Source organism: Geobacillus sp. YHL, from assembly GCF_022341265.1.
GTDB classification, from domain to species: Bacteria; Bacillota; Bacilli; order Bacillales; family Anoxybacillaceae; genus Geobacillus; species Geobacillus thermoleovorans.
The window spans coordinates 236,190-251,372 of sequence record NZ_JAEIGB010000001.1; the positions used below are offsets into that span (position 1 = coordinate 236,190).

The 15,183-nt window shown below is 54.2% G+C and carries 15 protein-coding genes and 1 other annotated feature; all 15 genes read left to right on the forward strand.

Going from position 1 to position 15,183, the window contains the following annotated elements; translation table 11 throughout:
• Window positions 1–79: 79 nt before the first annotated feature.
• The 15 genes from JCR24_RS01110 to JCR24_RS01180 all read left to right on the forward strand — a co-directional run bounded on the left by JCR24_RS01110 (window position 80) and on the right by JCR24_RS01180 (window position 15,175).
• Window positions 80–688, forward strand: a complete 609-nt coding sequence (locus JCR24_RS01110) for a succinate dehydrogenase cytochrome b558 subunit (RefSeq protein WP_238979932.1) — start codon at window positions 80–82, stop codon at window positions 686–688.
• A gap of 169 nt (window positions 689–857) precedes the next feature.
• A complete protein-coding gene (gene sdhA / locus JCR24_RS01115; protein WP_011232146.1) occupies window positions 858–2,615 on the forward strand; it encodes a succinate dehydrogenase flavoprotein subunit in 1,758 nt (585 codons plus the stop codon).
• A 1-nt stretch (window position 2,616) separates the two neighbouring features.
• The gene (sdhB, locus tag JCR24_RS01120) at window positions 2,617–3,378 is read left to right on the forward strand and encodes a succinate dehydrogenase iron-sulfur subunit (protein WP_011232145.1); all 762 of its coding nucleotides are present in this window, start codon (window positions 2,617–2,619) and stop codon (window positions 3,376–3,378) included.
• Between the two features lie 234 nt (window positions 3,379–3,612).
• On the forward strand, window positions 3,613–3,837 hold the full coding sequence (locus JCR24_RS01125) for a helix-turn-helix domain-containing protein (RefSeq protein ID WP_008881129.1): 225 nt from the start codon (window positions 3,613–3,615) through the stop codon (window positions 3,835–3,837).
• 208 nt (window positions 3,838–4,045) lie between these two features.
• A complete protein-coding gene (locus tag JCR24_RS01130; RefSeq protein WP_014196465.1) occupies window positions 4,046–4,489 on the forward strand; it encodes a MarR family winged helix-turn-helix transcriptional regulator in 444 nt (147 codons plus the stop codon).
• 9 nt (window positions 4,490–4,498) lie between these two features.
• Window positions 4,499–5,293, forward strand: coding sequence for a glutamate racemase (gene racE, locus JCR24_RS01135; protein WP_011232143.1), 795 nt, complete (start codon window positions 4,499–4,501; stop codon window positions 5,291–5,293).
• 105 nt (window positions 5,294–5,398) lie between these two features.
• Complete coding sequence (locus tag JCR24_RS01140; RefSeq protein WP_011232142.1) at window positions 5,399–6,472, forward strand: GerMN domain-containing protein; 1,074 nt, start codon at window positions 5,399–5,401, stop codon at window positions 6,470–6,472.
• A gap of 151 nt (window positions 6,473–6,623) precedes the next feature.
• Window positions 6,624–7,394, forward strand: a complete 771-nt coding sequence (rph, locus tag JCR24_RS01145; RefSeq protein WP_042382079.1) for a ribonuclease PH — start codon at window positions 6,624–6,626, stop codon at window positions 7,392–7,394.
• Window positions 7,391–8,005, forward strand: a complete 615-nt coding sequence (locus JCR24_RS01150; protein WP_011232140.1) for an XTP/dITP diphosphatase — start codon at window positions 7,391–7,393, stop codon at window positions 8,003–8,005. Before rph ends, JCR24_RS01150 begins: the two co-directional genes overlap by 4 nt.
• Complete coding sequence (locus tag JCR24_RS01155; protein ID WP_011232139.1) at window positions 8,002–8,508, forward strand: metallophosphoesterase family protein; 507 nt, start codon at window positions 8,002–8,004, stop codon at window positions 8,506–8,508. The genes JCR24_RS01150 and JCR24_RS01155 overlap by 4 nt, the downstream gene beginning before the upstream one ends.
• Window positions 8,509–9,017: 509 nt before the next feature.
• Window positions 9,018–9,917, forward strand: a complete 900-nt coding sequence (ilvE, locus tag JCR24_RS01160) for a branched-chain-amino-acid transaminase (protein WP_238979933.1) — start codon at window positions 9,018–9,020, stop codon at window positions 9,915–9,917.
• Window positions 9,918–9,939: 22 nt separating this feature from the next.
• Window positions 9,940–10,206: a binding site (T-box leader), on the forward strand.
• A gap of 70 nt (window positions 10,207–10,276) precedes the next feature.
• Window positions 10,277–12,016, forward strand: a complete 1,740-nt coding sequence (gene ilvB, locus JCR24_RS01165; protein WP_033845346.1) for an acetolactate synthase large subunit — start codon at window positions 10,277–10,279, stop codon at window positions 12,014–12,016.
• Complete coding sequence (gene ilvN, locus JCR24_RS01170) at window positions 11,995–12,513, forward strand: acetolactate synthase small subunit (protein WP_011232136.1); 519 nt, start codon at window positions 11,995–11,997, stop codon at window positions 12,511–12,513. Before ilvB ends, ilvN begins: the two co-directional genes overlap by 22 nt.
• A gap of 102 nt (window positions 12,514–12,615) precedes the next feature.
• Complete coding sequence (gene ilvC, locus JCR24_RS01175; RefSeq protein WP_014196461.1) at window positions 12,616–13,641, forward strand: ketol-acid reductoisomerase; 1,026 nt, start codon at window positions 12,616–12,618, stop codon at window positions 13,639–13,641.
• Entirely contained in the window at window positions 13,628–15,175 is a 1,548-nt protein-coding gene (locus tag JCR24_RS01180; RefSeq protein WP_014196460.1) for a 2-isopropylmalate synthase, read from the forward strand. Before ilvC ends, JCR24_RS01180 begins: the two co-directional genes overlap by 14 nt.
• The last annotated feature ends 8 nt before the right edge of the window (window positions 15,176–15,183 follow it).

The window sequence follows — 15,183 nt, forward strand, 5'->3', positions numbered from 1 at the left end:
AGGGAATGGAAGGCGTTTCCGTTTCCGCATGGCGAGCGAGAGGGACATATTTTTTATTCAATTGAAGGGGGTTTACATAATGGCAGGGAATCGCGAGTTTTACTATCGCCGGCTCCATTCGCTGCTGGGGGTTGTTCCCGTCGGCATCTTTTTAGTGCAGCACTTGGTCGTCAACCATTTTGCGACCCGTGGGTCGGAAGCGTTTAACCGGGCGGCGGCGTTTATGGAAAACTTGCCGTTCCGCTATTTTCTTGAAATTTTTGTTATTTTCCTTCCATTGTTGTTCCACGCTGTATACGGCATTTATATCGCGTTTACAGCCAAATTCAACACTCGCCAGTACGGCTATTTTCGCAACTGGATGTTCATGCTTCAGCGGATCACCGGCATCATTACATTGATTTTTGTCGTCTGGCATGTGTATGAAACGCGGGTGCAAGCCGCATTCGGCGCCGAAGTGAACTACGATATGATGGCCAACATTGTCGACAATCCGTTTATGCTCGGATTTTATATTGTTGGAATCTTGTCCACTGTCTTTCACTTCGCCAACGGCTTATGGTCGTTCTGCGTCAGCTGGGGGTTGACGGTGTCCCCTCGTTCGCAGCAAGTATTTACGTACATTACGATGATCATTTTCATCGCGCTTTCCATTGTCGGCATTCGCGCCATCTTAGCGTTTGCGTAAGACAAGCGTTCCATTCTTAGGGAATGATTCGACGATGAACTGCTGCGTTGGCTCGTGACAGATCGCGTCTTAGCCGTTCGCCGAACGATCGCTTGGTCGATGGCGGGCCGGCAAGGCAAAACGTGCGGCATGCAAGCAAAAGCAGCAATCTATTAGGGAGTGAGTAGCTATGAAAAAAGGGAAAATCATCGTTGTTGGCGGTGGGCTGGCCGGTTTGATGGCCACGATTAAAATCGCCGAAGCAGGAGTGCCTGTCGAACTGTTTTCGCTCGTTCCGGTAAAGCGTTCTCACTCCGTCTGTGCCCAAGGCGGCATTAACGGAGCGGTCAACACGAAAGGGGAAGGCGACTCGCCGTGGGAGCATTTTGACGACACCGTCTATGGCGGGGACTTCTTGGCGAACCAGCCTCCGGTCAAAGCGATGTGTGAAGCGGCGCCGGGGATTATTTACATGCTCGATCGGATGGGCGTCATGTTCAACCGGACGCCGGAAGGGTTGCTTGATTTCCGTCGTTTCGGGGGGACGCAGCATCACCGGACCGCCTATGCTGGAGCCACGACTGGCCAACAAATTTTGTATGCACTTGATGAACAGGTGCGCCGCCATGAAGTGGCCGGGCTCGTCACGAAGTACGAGCATTGGGAGTTTTTAGGCGTCGTTTTGGATGACGAGCAAATCTGCCGCGGCATCGTCGCACAAGATTTGCGGTCCATGGAAATCAAAGCGTTTCCAGCCGATGCCGTCATTTTGGCGACCGGCGGCCCGGGGATCATTTTTGGGAAATCGACGAACTCGGTCATCAACACTGGTTCAGCGGCTTCGATCGCCTATCAGCAAGGCGTTTACTACGCGAACGGCGAGTTCATCCAAATTCACCCGACCGCCATTCCGGGCGATGACAAGCTCCGCCTTATGAGCGAATCGGCGCGCGGGGAAGGCGGACGCATTTGGACGTATAAAGACGGGAAACCGTGGTACTTCCTTGAGGAAAAATATCCGGCTTACGGAAACTTGGTGCCGCGCGACATCGCCGCACGGGAAATTTTCCACGTCTGCGTCGATTTGAAGCTCGGCATCAACGGCGAAAACATGGTGTATTTGGATTTGTCACATAAAGATCCGAAAGAGTTGGATGTTAAGCTCGGCGGCATTATCGAAATTTACGAGAAGTTCATGGGCGAAGACCCGCGCAAAGTGCCGATGAAGGTGTTCCCGGCCGTTCACTACTCGATGGGCGGCTTATGGGTCGACTATGACCAAATGACGAACATCAAAGGGTTGTTTGCTGCCGGCGAGTGCGACTATTCGATTCACGGCGCGAACCGCCTCGGGGCAAACTCGCTTCTGTCGGCGATTTACGGCGGAATGGTCGCCGGCCCGAACGCCGTCCGCTACATCCGCGGCCTCGAGAAATCGGCGGATGCGATGCCGTCGACGTTATACGACAGCTATGTGAAACGGGAGCAGGAAAAATGGGAGAACATTTTGGCGATGGACGGCACGGAAAACGCCTATGTGCTGCATAAAGAGCTCGGTGAATGGATGACGGCGAACGTGACGATCGTCCGCTACAACGACCGGTTGCTGAAGACGGATGAGAAAATTCAAGAGCTGATGGAGCGGTACAAAAACATCAGCGTCACCGACACGTCGAGATGGAGCAACCAAGGAGCGACGTTTATCCGCCAGCTGTACAACATGCTGCAGCTCGCCCGCGTCATTACGCTTGGCGCTTACCATCGCAATGAAAGCCGTGGGGCGCACTACAAGCCGGAGTTTCCGGAGCGCAATGACGAAGAGTGGCTGAAAACGACGATGGCCCGCTACACGCCAGATGGTCCGGCGTTCCATTATGAAGACGTTGACGTCTCGTTGATTAAACCGCGCAAGCGCGACTACAGCAAAAAGAAAGAGGAAGTGAAGTAAGATGAGCGAGAACAAAACGGTTCGTTTGATCATCACGCGCCAAGATCGTCCGGATTCCGCGCCGTATGAAGAAGAGTTTGTCATTCCGTACCGCCCGAACATGAACGTCATTTCGGCGCTCATGGAAATTCGTCGCAATCCAGTCAACGCCAAAGGGGAAAAAACGACGCCGGTCGCTTGGGAAATGAACTGTCTGGAAGAAGTATGCGGAGCCTGTTCGATGGTCATTAACGGCAAACCGCGCCAGGCGTGCGCCGCGCTCATTGACAAACTCGAGCAGCCGATCCGCCTTGAGCCGATGCGCACATTCCCTGTCATCCGCGACTTGGTCATCGATCGGAGCCGGATGTTTGACGCGTTGAAGCGAGTGAAAGCATGGATTCCGATCGACGGAACGTACGACTTGGGTCCGGGGCCGCGCATGCCAGAGCGGAAGCGGCAATGGGCGTACGAGCTGTCAAAATGCATGACATGCGGCGTCTGCCTCGAAGCGTGCCCGAACGTCAACAGCAAGTCGAACTTTATCGGCCCGGCGCCGCTGTCGCAAGTGCGGCTGTTTAACGCCCACCCGACCGGGGCGATGCATAAAGCCGAACGGCTGCGGGCGATTATGGGCGACGGCGGACTGGCCAACTGTGGCAACTCGCAAAACTGCGTGCAATCGTGCCCGAAGGGCATTCCGTTGACGACATCGATCGCGGCGTTAAACCGCGAAACGACGATTCAAATGTTCCGCGATTTCTTTGGCAGCGACGAAGTGTAGCGGCAGAATCAAAATCCCCTTCATTCGAATAGACATGAGGGGGATTTTTTGTTTTTCTGGACAAGCGGCAGCCAACCGTCTCCGGCGAACCGAAAGATGAAGAAAAAAAAAGACCCATTTTTCTATTAGATAAGCAAATTTTCGTCACCGCCGCTCTTGCTCTCACATACGATATGGCGAGGAAATACCCATCCGGCAGTTCGGGCCCATTGAGAGCAAGGAGGGTTACAACCGTTGAAGGACAAATCGTTTCAATCGAAGCCGCTTTTGACAAAAAGAGAAAAAGAAGTCTTCGAATTGCTCGTGCAAGACAAGACGACGAAAGAGATCGCCAAAGAGCTGTTTATCAGCGAGAAAACGGTCCGCAACCATATTTCGAATGCGATGCAAAAGCTTGGGGTCAAGGGGCGCTCGCAAGCTGTCATTGAATTGCTTCGAATGGGCGAACTTGAACTATAAACGATGCCGGCTTTCCTTGTTGGACAGCCGGCTGTTATGTTCCCTTGCGGCCGGACGAGGCTTGGCGCCCGTCCGGCCTTCGTCCGCGGCGGCCGCCGCATTTTTTTGTTGATTATCTTTGCCGGTGTTGTAAAATGAAAAGTAAGAATAGCTGTCGGCGCAAGCCGCCGTTTGAGGCTGGCCGCGGAAACGATCAAGGAGAGATGGTATGCCGTCTGCGATGAATGAAAGAACGGTCGCCGAGTTGGAAAAATTGCTTCGCTATATCGCCGCAAATTTGAAACAGCGCGGCCGTGAAATTTTAACCAACTATCCGATCACCCCACCGCAATTTGTCGCCCTGCAGTGGCTGCTTGAAGAAGGGGACTTGACGGTCGGCGAGTTATCGAACAAAATGTATTTGGCGTGCAGCACGACGACCGACTTGGTCGACCGCATGGAGCGGAACGGACTTGTCGCCAGAGTCCGCGATGAACACGACCGCCGCGTCGTCCGCATTCGCCTTCTTGAAAAAGGGGAGCGCATTATCGAAGAAGTGATTGAGAAACGCCAGCGCGATCTAGCGAGCGTGCTTGAAAGCTTTTCAGACGAGGAAATCGTCGTCTTTGAGCGTTGTTTGCGCAAATTGCATCAAGAAATGACGAAAGAATGAGGCGATCACTTGGAAAGAGCAATTGGTGTCATTGACTCAGGAGTCGGCGGTTTGACCGTCGCCAAAGAAATTATGAGGCAGCTGCCGAAAGAACAAATTATTTACTTAGGCGACACCGCCCGTTGCCCGTACGGGCCGCGGCCGGTGGAAGAAGTCCGTCGATTTACGTGGCAAATGATTGATTACTTGCGGCAATATCCGTTGAAAATGCTTGTTATCGCCTGCAACACCGCGACGGCGGTCGCGCTTGACGACGTGCGGGCGAAGCTTGACATTCCTGTGCTTGGCGTTATTCATCCCGGCGCTCGCGCCGCCCTGAAAGCGACTAGGCGCGGGCACATCGGCGTCATCGGCACGATTGGCACGATCCGAAGCCGGGCGTATGAAAAGGCGCTTCAATCAATCAATCCGCGCGTCCAAGTCGAGAGCTTGGCCTGTCCGAAATTCGTTCCGCTGGTGGAAAGCGGCGACTTTGAAGGGCAGGAGGCGATGGCGATCGTCGCCGAATCTCTCGCTCCGCTCCGACCGTTGCCGATCGATGTGCTGATTTTAGGCTGCACGCATTATCCGTTGCTCGCGCCGCTCATTCGCACGTATATGGGCAAACGCGTGAAGCTCATTTGCTCAGGCGGTGAGACAGCTCGTGAAGTGAGCGCGATTTTGCATCACAGCCAGCTCCTTTACACCGGCGAGCGCGAACCGGAGCATTTGTTTTTCACGACTGGGCCGAAAGAGCTGTTTGAAAAGATTTCCGGGAAGTGGTTTGGCAAGCCGATCGGCACGGTCGAAGCGATTCGGCTGTAACCAACAAATCCTTTAGCGTCCATGCGCTAAAGGATTTTTTTTATTCTATTTTGGAAAACGGCTCGTATACATAGTAGTACAAACTACGAGTAGGAGGGAACGTCAATGAAACGGACGACTCACATATGGGCGGCGCCGCTGCTCGCCTCGCTGTTGTTGCTTGGCGGCTGCGGTTTGTTTGGGCGAGATGAGGCGGTGAAGGAGATCGATCCGCCGCAAGAGACGAGTTATGTCAAAGACGGCCAAGCGCTTCAGGAAGCGACGGAAAGCCAAAAGGAAGAGAAGGAGAAAGCGAAGGCCACCGAGACGGTGAAAAGAGAGCTGTACTTGATTGACAAAAACGGCTTTGTCGTGCCGCAAACAGTGGAATTGCCGAAAACGCAGGCCGTGGCGAAACAAGTACTCGAATATTTGGTTGAAGACGGACCTGTGTCAGAAATGTTGCCGAACGGCTTCCGCGCGGTCATTCCGGCCGGAACGACGGTGCTTGGCACAAAATTGGAAAAAGACGGAACGTTGATCGCCGACTTCTCTCCGGAATTTAAAAACTATAAGCCGGAGGACGAAAAACGAATTTTGCAGTCCATTACGTGGACGTTGACGCAATTTGACAATATCAAGCGCGTCAAAATCCGCATCAACGGCTACGATCAAAACGTGATGCCGGTCAATAAAACACCGATTCAAGATGGGGTAAGCCGCGCCGACGGCATCAATATGGAAGCGAGCGGCGTGCCAGACATTACGAATACGCATCCAGTCACCGTTTATTTTGTCGCCCAACAAGGGAACAGCACATACTATGTGCCGGTGACACGGCGTGTGTCCAATAAGGAGAAAGATGATATTGCCGCGGCCGTCAACGAACTGATTCAAGGACCAGAGCAAGGGAGCGGGCTTGTCGGCGTCTTTCAGCCGGACGCGAAGCTTGTCGATGCCCCGAAATATGAGGATGGCAAAGTGACGCTCAACTTTAACGAAGGCATTTATGGAAGCAACAAGAAAAATGTCATTTCCGACGTCGTGTTGAATTCCCTCGTTTTGTCGCTCACTGAGCAAAAAGGAGTCGAAAGCGTGGCGATCACAGTCAATGGCAAAGCCAATCTTGTCACGGAAGACGGCAAGCCGCTCACCAAACCGGTCGCTCGGCCGCAAAACGTCAATACCGGGACATTTTAACCGGTTGGTGCTGACAGGCTGGAAACGAATAGGACGTTATGGTATAACAAAGAGGTGGAAACGTATTCCGCCTCTTTCTTTTTTTCGCTAGGCGGAAAGAAATGCGGCGTCTGGCATTCCGTTGAAGATGGAGAAAAGGAGGACTCAGTTGATGAGAGCGGACGGACGAAGCAGTTGCGAGCTGCGCCCTGTACATATACACCCGCATTACATGAAGCACGCTGAAGGGTCGGTGCTCATTGAAATCGGCGACACGAAAGTCATTTGCACGGCGACGGTCGAAGAGAAAGTGCCGTCGTTTATGCGCGGCGGCGGTAAAGGATGGATTACGGCCGAATATGGGATGCTGCCGCGGGCGACAGAGCAGCGGAATGTGAGGGAAGCGAGCAAAGGAAAAGTGTCGGGGCGGACGATGGAAATTCAGCGCTTAATCGGCCGTGCGCTTCGCTCGGTTGTTGATCTTGAACAGCTTGGCGAGCGGACCATTTGGATCGATTGCGACGTCATTCAGGCGGATGGCGGAACGCGGACGGCGTCGATCACCGGTGCGTATGTGGCGCTTGTGTTGGCGCTTGCCAAACTGGTGGAAGAAGGGAGGCTCGAGGCGCTTCCGATCCGCGATTTTCTCGCCGCTACCTCGGTCGGCATCGATCCGGAGCATGGGGTGATTCTTGATTTAGATTACAACGAGGATGCGCGGGCGAAAGTGGATATGAACGTCGTCATGACCGGAGCCGGTCAATTTGTTGAGATTCAAGGGACCGGAGAGGAAGCGGTTTTTTCACGCGCCGAGCTCGATGAATTGCTTGAAGCGGCGCAAATAGGCATCGAGCAGCTCATCGCCGTTCAGCGCCGCGCATTGGGCGAGTGGGCGGCGCGCATCGGCGAAAAAAAAGAAGCGGCAGAGGAGGACACAGAGTGAAGGAGATTGTCATCGCGACCAAAAACGCTGGCAAAGTGCGCGAGTTCGCCGCTTTGTTTGCCAAGCGGGGCGTCGAAGTGAAATCGCTGCTTGACTTTCCGGACGCTCCGGATGTCGCAGAAACGGGAAGCACGTTTGCGGAAAATGCCGTGCTCAAAGCAGAAGCGGCGTCGCGGCGTCTAAAGCGGCCGGTGATCGCCGATGATTCCGGGCTCGTGGTCGATGCGCTCGGCGGCCGGCCGGGCGTTCATTCGGCCCGTTATGCCGGGGAAGATAAAAACGATGCACGCAACATCGCCAAGCTGCTTCGCGAGCTTGACGGGGTGCCGATGGAGCAGCGCACGGCTCGTTTTCATTGTGCGCTCGCCGTCGCGATCCCAGGGCGGCCGACCGCCGTTGTCGAAGCGACATGCGATGGTTATATCGCCGAAGCGCCGCGTGGGGAGGGGGGCTTTGGCTATGATCCGGTTTTTTACCTTCCGGAGCGGGGAAAAACGATGGCGGAGCTTGCGCCGGAGGAAAAAAATCAAATCAGTCATCGCGCCAAGGCGCTGACGAAGCTCGATGAGCAGTGGGAGGAGATCGTCGGTGGAAAGGGGCGGACGGAATGAAGGCGGTGATTGTGAGCGACAGCCATGGGCTGACTGCCGAACTTGCTGCAATTGTCAACCGTCATCGCCATGAAGCGGATTTGTTTATCCATTGCGGCGACTCGGAGTTGGAGGTGGGGGCGGACGAGATTGCCCCGTTTGCCGTCGTGCGCGGCAACTGCGATTTCGCCGCGTTTCCTGCTGAGCGCATCGAAGAGGTGGGCGGCGTTCGGTTGTTTGTCACCCACGGCCATTTATACGGGGTGAAAACGTCGCTTTTGCGTTTATCCTATCGCGCGCAAGAAACAGGGGCTCACGTCGTTTGTTTCGGCCACTCGCATTTGGCCGGTGCTGAACAAATCGATGGGTTGCTGTTCATCAATCCCGGCAGCATCGCCTTGCCGCGGGGAAGAAAAGAAAAAACGTACGCGGTGCTGACGGTCGACAGCGGACGGGCGCACGTCCAGTTTTATGAAGTGGATGGACAGCCTATTCTCAAAATGGAACAAACGTTTTCTATCTAAGCCGGCAAAACCGCCGGCTTTTTCACGGTAAGCAAGGCCGCTTCAACAGGTTCGCTTTCAAAATGGAAGTGCCATATAGCGTGTTTGGAAAGGGGGCCTGTGTTTGGGCCGCCTTTTTTCGTTTTGGGGAGATGAAGTGGAAAAAGGCGCATCGTTTTGATTCGTCATTTTCATGTCCGAGTGAGAAGCGAACGTTGCTTACGGATCTTTTCTATCAGAAAAATGAGCGCGCCTTGAGCCCGTTATGTTCATATCGAATGAGGAGCGAACTGCGCTCAAGGGCGTTTTCTATGAGCCGCCAAGAAAAAAATTTTTTGAATCGGCAAAACCTTGATTCTATCATAATGTAAGCGCATTCAAATAGTTTGACCAATCGGAATTTTCAAAAAACGTTATTGACGGCGCAAAGGTTTCGGATTATTATAATTTTCAAATAAGAGAAACGACTCAATACAATGATCGAGCCGTTCAAAGCAACTGCTGACTGATCAAGGAAGAGGGGAACCGAAGTGGGCGAACAATGGATCTTTTTAAACGGAGAATTTGTGACAAAAGAAAACGCCAAAATTTCCGTGTATGACCATGGGTTTTTGTATGGCGACGGGGTATTTGAAGGCATTCGCGTCTATAGCGGCAACGTATTCCGCCTCGAAGAACATATAGATCGGCTATACAATTCAGCGAAGTCGATTTTGCTCGACATTCCGTACACGAAGGAAGAAATGATTGGCCACGTGCTCGAAACGATCCGCCGCAACGGCTATCAAGATGCATACATCCGCCTGGTCGTTTCGCGCGGGGTCGGCGATTTAGGACTGGATCCGTACAAATGCAAAACGCCGCAAATCGTGATTATCGTCGAGCCGCTCGCGCTCTTCCCGAAACATTTATATGAAATCGGCATCGAAGTGGTGACAGTGGCGACGCGCCGCAACCGCTCTGATGTGCTGAGCCCGAAAGTCAAATCGCTCAACTACCTAAACAATGTGCTTGTCAAAATCGAGGCGCATTTGGCGAACGTAAGCGAAGCGCTGATCTTAAACGATCAAGGCTATGTCGCGGAAGGTTCGGGAGACAATGTTTTCATCATCAAAAACGGCGTCATTTACACACCGCCTGGGTATGTCGGGGCGCTTGAAGGCATTACGCGTCAAGCGATCATCGAAATCGCGGAGGATCTCGGCTATACGGTGAAAGAGGAGCCGTTTACCCGCCATGATGTCTATGTCGCGGATGAAGTGTTTTTGACGGGGACGGCGGCCGAAGTCATTTCGGTCATTAAAGTCGATGGCCGGACGATCGGCGACGGGACGCCGGGACCGCATACCAAGCGGTTGCTTGAAGAATTTCGCCGCCGCGTGGTCGTCGAAGGAGTAAAGGTGTATCCGACGAACGCCAATGTCGGTTGATCGTCCATGACAAGTGGATAGCGAAAAAGCGTTGACGAGGATAAGTAGTCAGCGGGGTCAACATCCACAGAGAGCCGGGGGAGCTGCGAACCGGTGATGTTGCCGCTTGATGAACTCACCTCTGAGCGCCAGCCTGAACGCCGGACGGCTAGTAGGGCTGGACGAGTGGAGACGCGCGCTTCACTCGTTACCAAAATGAGCGGCCGGCTTCGGCTGGCCGCTCCTGAGGCGGCCGTCACGGCCGTGAAGAAGGGTGGTACCGCGGAAAGGAAACCTTTTCGCCCCTTTGGCTGGAAATGACAGCCATCGTGGGCGGAAAGGTTTTTTATATGGATGACAAATCACAGGGAGGATCGACGATGACAAAAATGAAAGTCGAGGAACAAGAAAAAGCGAGGACGAAGGCGAGAATGAGCGGGTCGCTGATGCTCATTGAAGCGCTCAAGGAAGAAAAAGTCGAAGTCATCTTCGGCTATCCGGGGGGGGCGGTGCTCCCGCTGTATGACGAGTTGTATAAAGCCGGCGTGTTCCACGTGCTGACGCGGCATGAGCAAGGGGCCATCCATGCGGCGGAAGGATATGCGCGCATTTCTGGAAAACCAGGGGTCGTCATCGCCACCTCCGGCCCGGGAGCGACCAACATCGTCACCGGGTTGACCGACGCGATGATGGATTCGCTGCCGCTCGTCGTCTTTACCGGGCAAGTGGCCACGAGCGTCATCGGCTCGGATGCGTTTCAGGAGGCGGACGTTGTCGGCATTACGATGCCGATTACGAAACACAACTACCAAGTGCGCGACATCAGCGAGCTGCCGAGAATCATTAAAGAGGCGTTTCACATTGCGACGACCGGGCGCCCCGGACCGGTGTTGATCGATATTCCAAAAGACATTACGACGGCCGAAGGGGAGTTTGATTACGATCAAGACGTTCATTTGCCTGGCTATCAGCCGACGACGCAGCCGAACCATTGGCAAATCCGCCGGCTTGTCGAGGCGGTCAGCCAATCAAAGCGGCCGGTCATTTTAGCCGGCGCTGGCATCTTGCACGCCAATGCGTCCAATGAATTGCGGCAATACGCCGAACAGCAAAACATTCCGGTCATTCATACGCTCCTTGGCCTTGGCGGTTTCCCGGCCGACCATCCGCTGTTTTTAGGCATGGCCGGCATGCACGGTACGTATACGGCGAATATGGCGCTGTGTGAATGCGATTTGCTCATCAACATCGGCGCCCGCTTCGATGACCGGGTCACCGGCAATTTAAAATATTTCGCGCCGAAAGCGACCGTCGCCCATATCGACATCGATCCGGCGGAAATCGGCAAAAACGTGCCGACGAAAATTCCAATCGTCAGCGATGCAAAAGCCGCCTTGCAAGAGCTGATCGCCCAGCAAGGCAAGCCGGCGGACACGGCGGCGTGGCTCGCGCAGCTTGATGAATGGAAGCGGCGCTTCCCGCTCCATTATGAGCCGGAAGCCGGCACGATCAAACCGCAAAAACTGATCGAGATGATCTATGAAATGACAAACGGCGAGGCGATCGTGACGACGGACGTCGGCCAGCATCAAATGTGGGCGGCGCAATATTACAAGTTCAACCGGCCGCACCGGTGGGTGACGTCCGGGGGGCTCGGCACGATGGGCTTCGGGCTTCCGGCAGCGATCGGCGCCCAGCTCGCCGATCGGAGCGCTACGGTCGTTTCGATCGTCGGCGACGGCGGCTTCCAAATGACGTTCCAAGAACTGTCGGTCATCCAGGAGCTACGGCTGCCGATCAAAATCGTCATCGTCAACAACCAGGCGCTCGGCATGGTGCGGCAATGGCAGGAGCTGTTCTATGACAAACGGTACTCCCATTCGCTCATTCCGAACCAGCCGGATTTCGTCAAGCTTGCCGAAGCATACGGGATGCCAGGTCTGCGGGCGAAGACGGAGGCGGAAGCGGCCGAAGTGTTAAAACAAGCGTTTGCGATGGATGGGCCGGTGCTGCTTGATTTCCATGTCCGCGCCGACGAGAACGTCTATCCGATGGTGGCGCCCGGCAAAGGGCTTCATGAAATGGTGGGGGTGAAAGCATGCGAAGAATCATCACGATGACAGTCAACAACCGCCCCGGCGTCTTAAACCGCATTACCGGGTTGTTTACAAAGCGGCATTACAATATCGAAAGCATTACGGTCGGGCATACGGAAATCGAGGGCATTTCGCGGATGACGTTCGTCGTCAACGTTGACGATGAACGGACGGCGGAGCAAATCATTAAGCAGCTGAACAAGCAGATTGATGTGTTGAAGGTGAATGACATCACTGACCAAGCGATCGTCGCCCGCGAGCTGGCGCTCATTAAAGTTGCCGCTCCTCCGGCGGTCCGCCAGGAAATTTACACGCTCATCGAGCCGTTTCGCGCCTCGATCGTCGACGTAAGCAAAGACAGCCTCGTCATTCAAGTGACCGGCGAGCCGGAGAAAGTCGAGGCGTTGATTGAACTATTGCGCCCGTACGGCATTAAGGAAGTGGCGCGCACGGGAACGACCGCGTTCACCCGCGGGGCGCAAAAAGCGACGACGAATCAGAAAACGGCGTTCATTATTTAACAGCTATCATACAAAACAGCGCTGATTGCTTCATGGAACCGCCAAACAAGGGGCGGCCAAGCGTAGGGATTGTCAAACTACAGAACAAAGGAGAGGGTAATCATGGCAAAAGTCTACTATAACGGGGATGCAAACGAACAATATTTGCAAGGGAAAACGGTCGCGATCATCGGCTACGGCTCGCAAGGCCACGCCCATGCGCAAAACTTGCGCGACAGCGGCGTTCGCGTCATCGTCGGACTGCGAAAAGGAAAATCGTGGGAGCAGGCAGAACAAGACGGATTTGAGGTGTATTCAGTCCGCGAAGCGGCGAAGCAGGCTGATATCGTCATGGTGCTGCTGCCGGATGAGAAGCAGCCGGCCGTGTACAAAGAGGAAATCGAGCCGGAACTCGAGCCAGGCAATGCGCTTGTGTTTGCGCACGGCTTTAACATCCATTTCAGCCAAATTGTCCCACCGAATCATGTTGACGTCTTCTTGGTTGCGCCGAAAGGCCCAGGCCATCTCGTGCGGCGCACATATACGGAAGGAGCGGGCGTGCCGGCGCTCATCGCCGTCTACCAAGATGTGACCGGACACGCGAAAGAAACGGCGCTCGCCTACGCGAAAGCGATCGGCGCTGCTCGAGCTGGGGTGTTGGAGACGACGTTCAAAGAAGAGACGGAAACCGACTTGTTCGGTGAACAAGCGGTGCTGTGCGGTGGGCTGACGGCGCTCATCAAAGCCGGGTTTGAAACGCTCGTTGAAGCCGGGTATCAGCCGGAAGTCGCCTATTTTGAGTGTTTGCATGAGATGAAGCTCATCGTCGATCTCCTTTACGAAGGCGGTTTGTCGTGGATGCGCTATTCGATTTCCGATACGGCGCAATGGGGCGACTTTATCACCGGCCCGCGCATTATTAACGACGCTGTGAAAGCGGAAATGAAAAAGGTGCTCGATGACATTCAAACCGGCAAATTCGCGAAGAGCTGGATTTTGGAAAACCAAGCGAACCGTCCGGAGTTCAACGCCATCAACCGGCGTGAGAATGAGCATTTGATTGAGATTGTCGGACGCGAACTGCGAAGCATGATGCCGTTTGTGAAGGCAAAACAAATCGAGGCGGTGGTGCCAGGTGCGAAAAATTAAGTTTTTTGATACCACATTGCGTGATGGGGAACAATCCGCTGGTGTGAACTTGAATTTGCAAGAAAAGTTGGAAATTGCCCGTCAACTTGAACGGCTGCGGGTTGACATCATCGAGGCGGGTTTCCCCGCCTCATCGAAAGGCGATTTTGAGGCGGTCAAACAAATTGCCGAAACGGTGAGAACATGCTCGGTCACCGGGCTGTCGCGCTCGGTCCGAAGCGACATTGATGCGGCGTGGGAGGCGTTAAAAGGCGGCGCGGAGCCGCGGCTCCACCTATTCATCGCCACCTCGCCGATCCATATGGTGCATAAATTGCGGATGACGCCGGAACAAGTGATTGAAGCGGCGGTTGAGGCGGTGAAATACGCGAAGCGCTTTTTCCCGATCGTCCAATGGTCGGCGGAAGATGCGTGCCGAAGCGAGTTGCCGTTTTTGGCGAAAATCGTCGCCGAAGTGATCAAAGCCGGCGCCTCGGTGATCAACATTCCGGATACGGTCGGCTATATTACGCCGAAAGAATACGGGGAAATTTTCCTCTATTTGCAAAACAATGTTCCGAATATTGAAAAGGTTTCACTCTCCGCTCATTGTCATGATGACTTGGGCATGGCGGTGGTGAACTCGCTGTCGGCCATTGAACATGGAGCGACGCAGGTCGAGTGCACGATCAACGGCATCGGCGAGCGGGCCGGCAATGCGGCGCTTGAGGAAATCGCTGTCGCCCTTCACATCCGCAAAGACTACTATCAAGTGGAAACGCGCCTCAATTTGCAGGAAATTAAGCGCACAAGCAATCTTGTCAGCAAGCTGACCGGGGTCGTCGTTCCACCCAACAAAGCGGTCGTCGGCAAAAACGCGTTTGCGCATGAATCGGGCATCCATCAAGACGGCGTCTTAAAAGAAAAAACGACATACGAAATCATTTCGCCGGAGCTCGTCGGCGTGCCGTCGAATTCGATGGTGCTCGGCAAACATTCCGGCCGCCATGCGCTTCGCAACCGGGTTGAGGAGCTCGGCTACACGTTGTCCGATGAAGAAATCAATCAGCTGTTTGTCCGTTTTAAAGAATTGGCGGACAAAAAGAAGGACATTACCGACGACGATTTAATCGCGTTGATTTTCGAAGAGAAGTTCGACCACTTTAAAGATTTTTACCAATTGTCTTCCATTCAAGTGCAATACGGGACGAATCAAATTCCGACAGCGGTCGTTGTACTGAAAGACGGGAAGGGGAATGAAATCCAAGAAGCGGCGACCGGCGCCGGCAGCGTCGAGGCGCTGTACAATACATTGGAACGTTGCTTCCAAACGCCGGTGACGCTGCTTGACTACCGGATCGAATCGGTCGGCGGCGGCCGCGATGCGTTGGCCCAAGTGTTCGTCAAAGTGCGCGCCCATGACATCGAGACGAGCGGGCGCGGCACTGCACAAGACGTGTTGGAAGCATCGGCGAAAGCGTACATCAACGCCATCAACCGTGTGTTTATGATCGAAGCGATGCGCGGCGAAAACGAGAAAGTGGCAACACCATAAAAACGGGG

Coding starts and splice junctions, on each gene's coding strand:
- ilvB (WP_033845346.1), top strand. CDS start 10,277: ATGACAAAAATGAAAGTCGAGGAACAAGAAAAAGCGAGGACGAAGGCG.
- JCR24_RS01155 (WP_011232139.1), top strand. CDS start 8,002: ATGAAGGCGGTGATTGTGAGCGACAGCCATGGGCTGACTGCCGAACTT.
- ilvN (WP_011232136.1), top strand. CDS start 11,995: ATGCGAAGAATCATCACGATGACAGTCAACAACCGCCCCGGCGTCTTA.
- sdhA (WP_011232146.1), top strand. CDS start 858: ATGAAAAAAGGGAAAATCATCGTTGTTGGCGGTGGGCTGGCCGGTTTG.
- rph (WP_042382079.1), top strand. CDS start 6,624: ATGAGAGCGGACGGACGAAGCAGTTGCGAGCTGCGCCCTGTACATATA.
- ilvC (WP_014196461.1), top strand. CDS start 12,616: ATGGCAAAAGTCTACTATAACGGGGATGCAAACGAACAATATTTGCAA.
- JCR24_RS01130 (WP_014196465.1), top strand. CDS start 4,046: ATGCCGTCTGCGATGAATGAAAGAACGGTCGCCGAGTTGGAAAAATTG.
- sdhB (WP_011232145.1), top strand. CDS start 2,617: ATGAGCGAGAACAAAACGGTTCGTTTGATCATCACGCGCCAAGATCGT.
- JCR24_RS01110 (WP_238979932.1), top strand. CDS start 80: ATGGCAGGGAATCGCGAGTTTTACTATCGCCGGCTCCATTCGCTGCTG.
- JCR24_RS01140 (WP_011232142.1), top strand. CDS start 5,399: ATGAAACGGACGACTCACATATGGGCGGCGCCGCTGCTCGCCTCGCTG.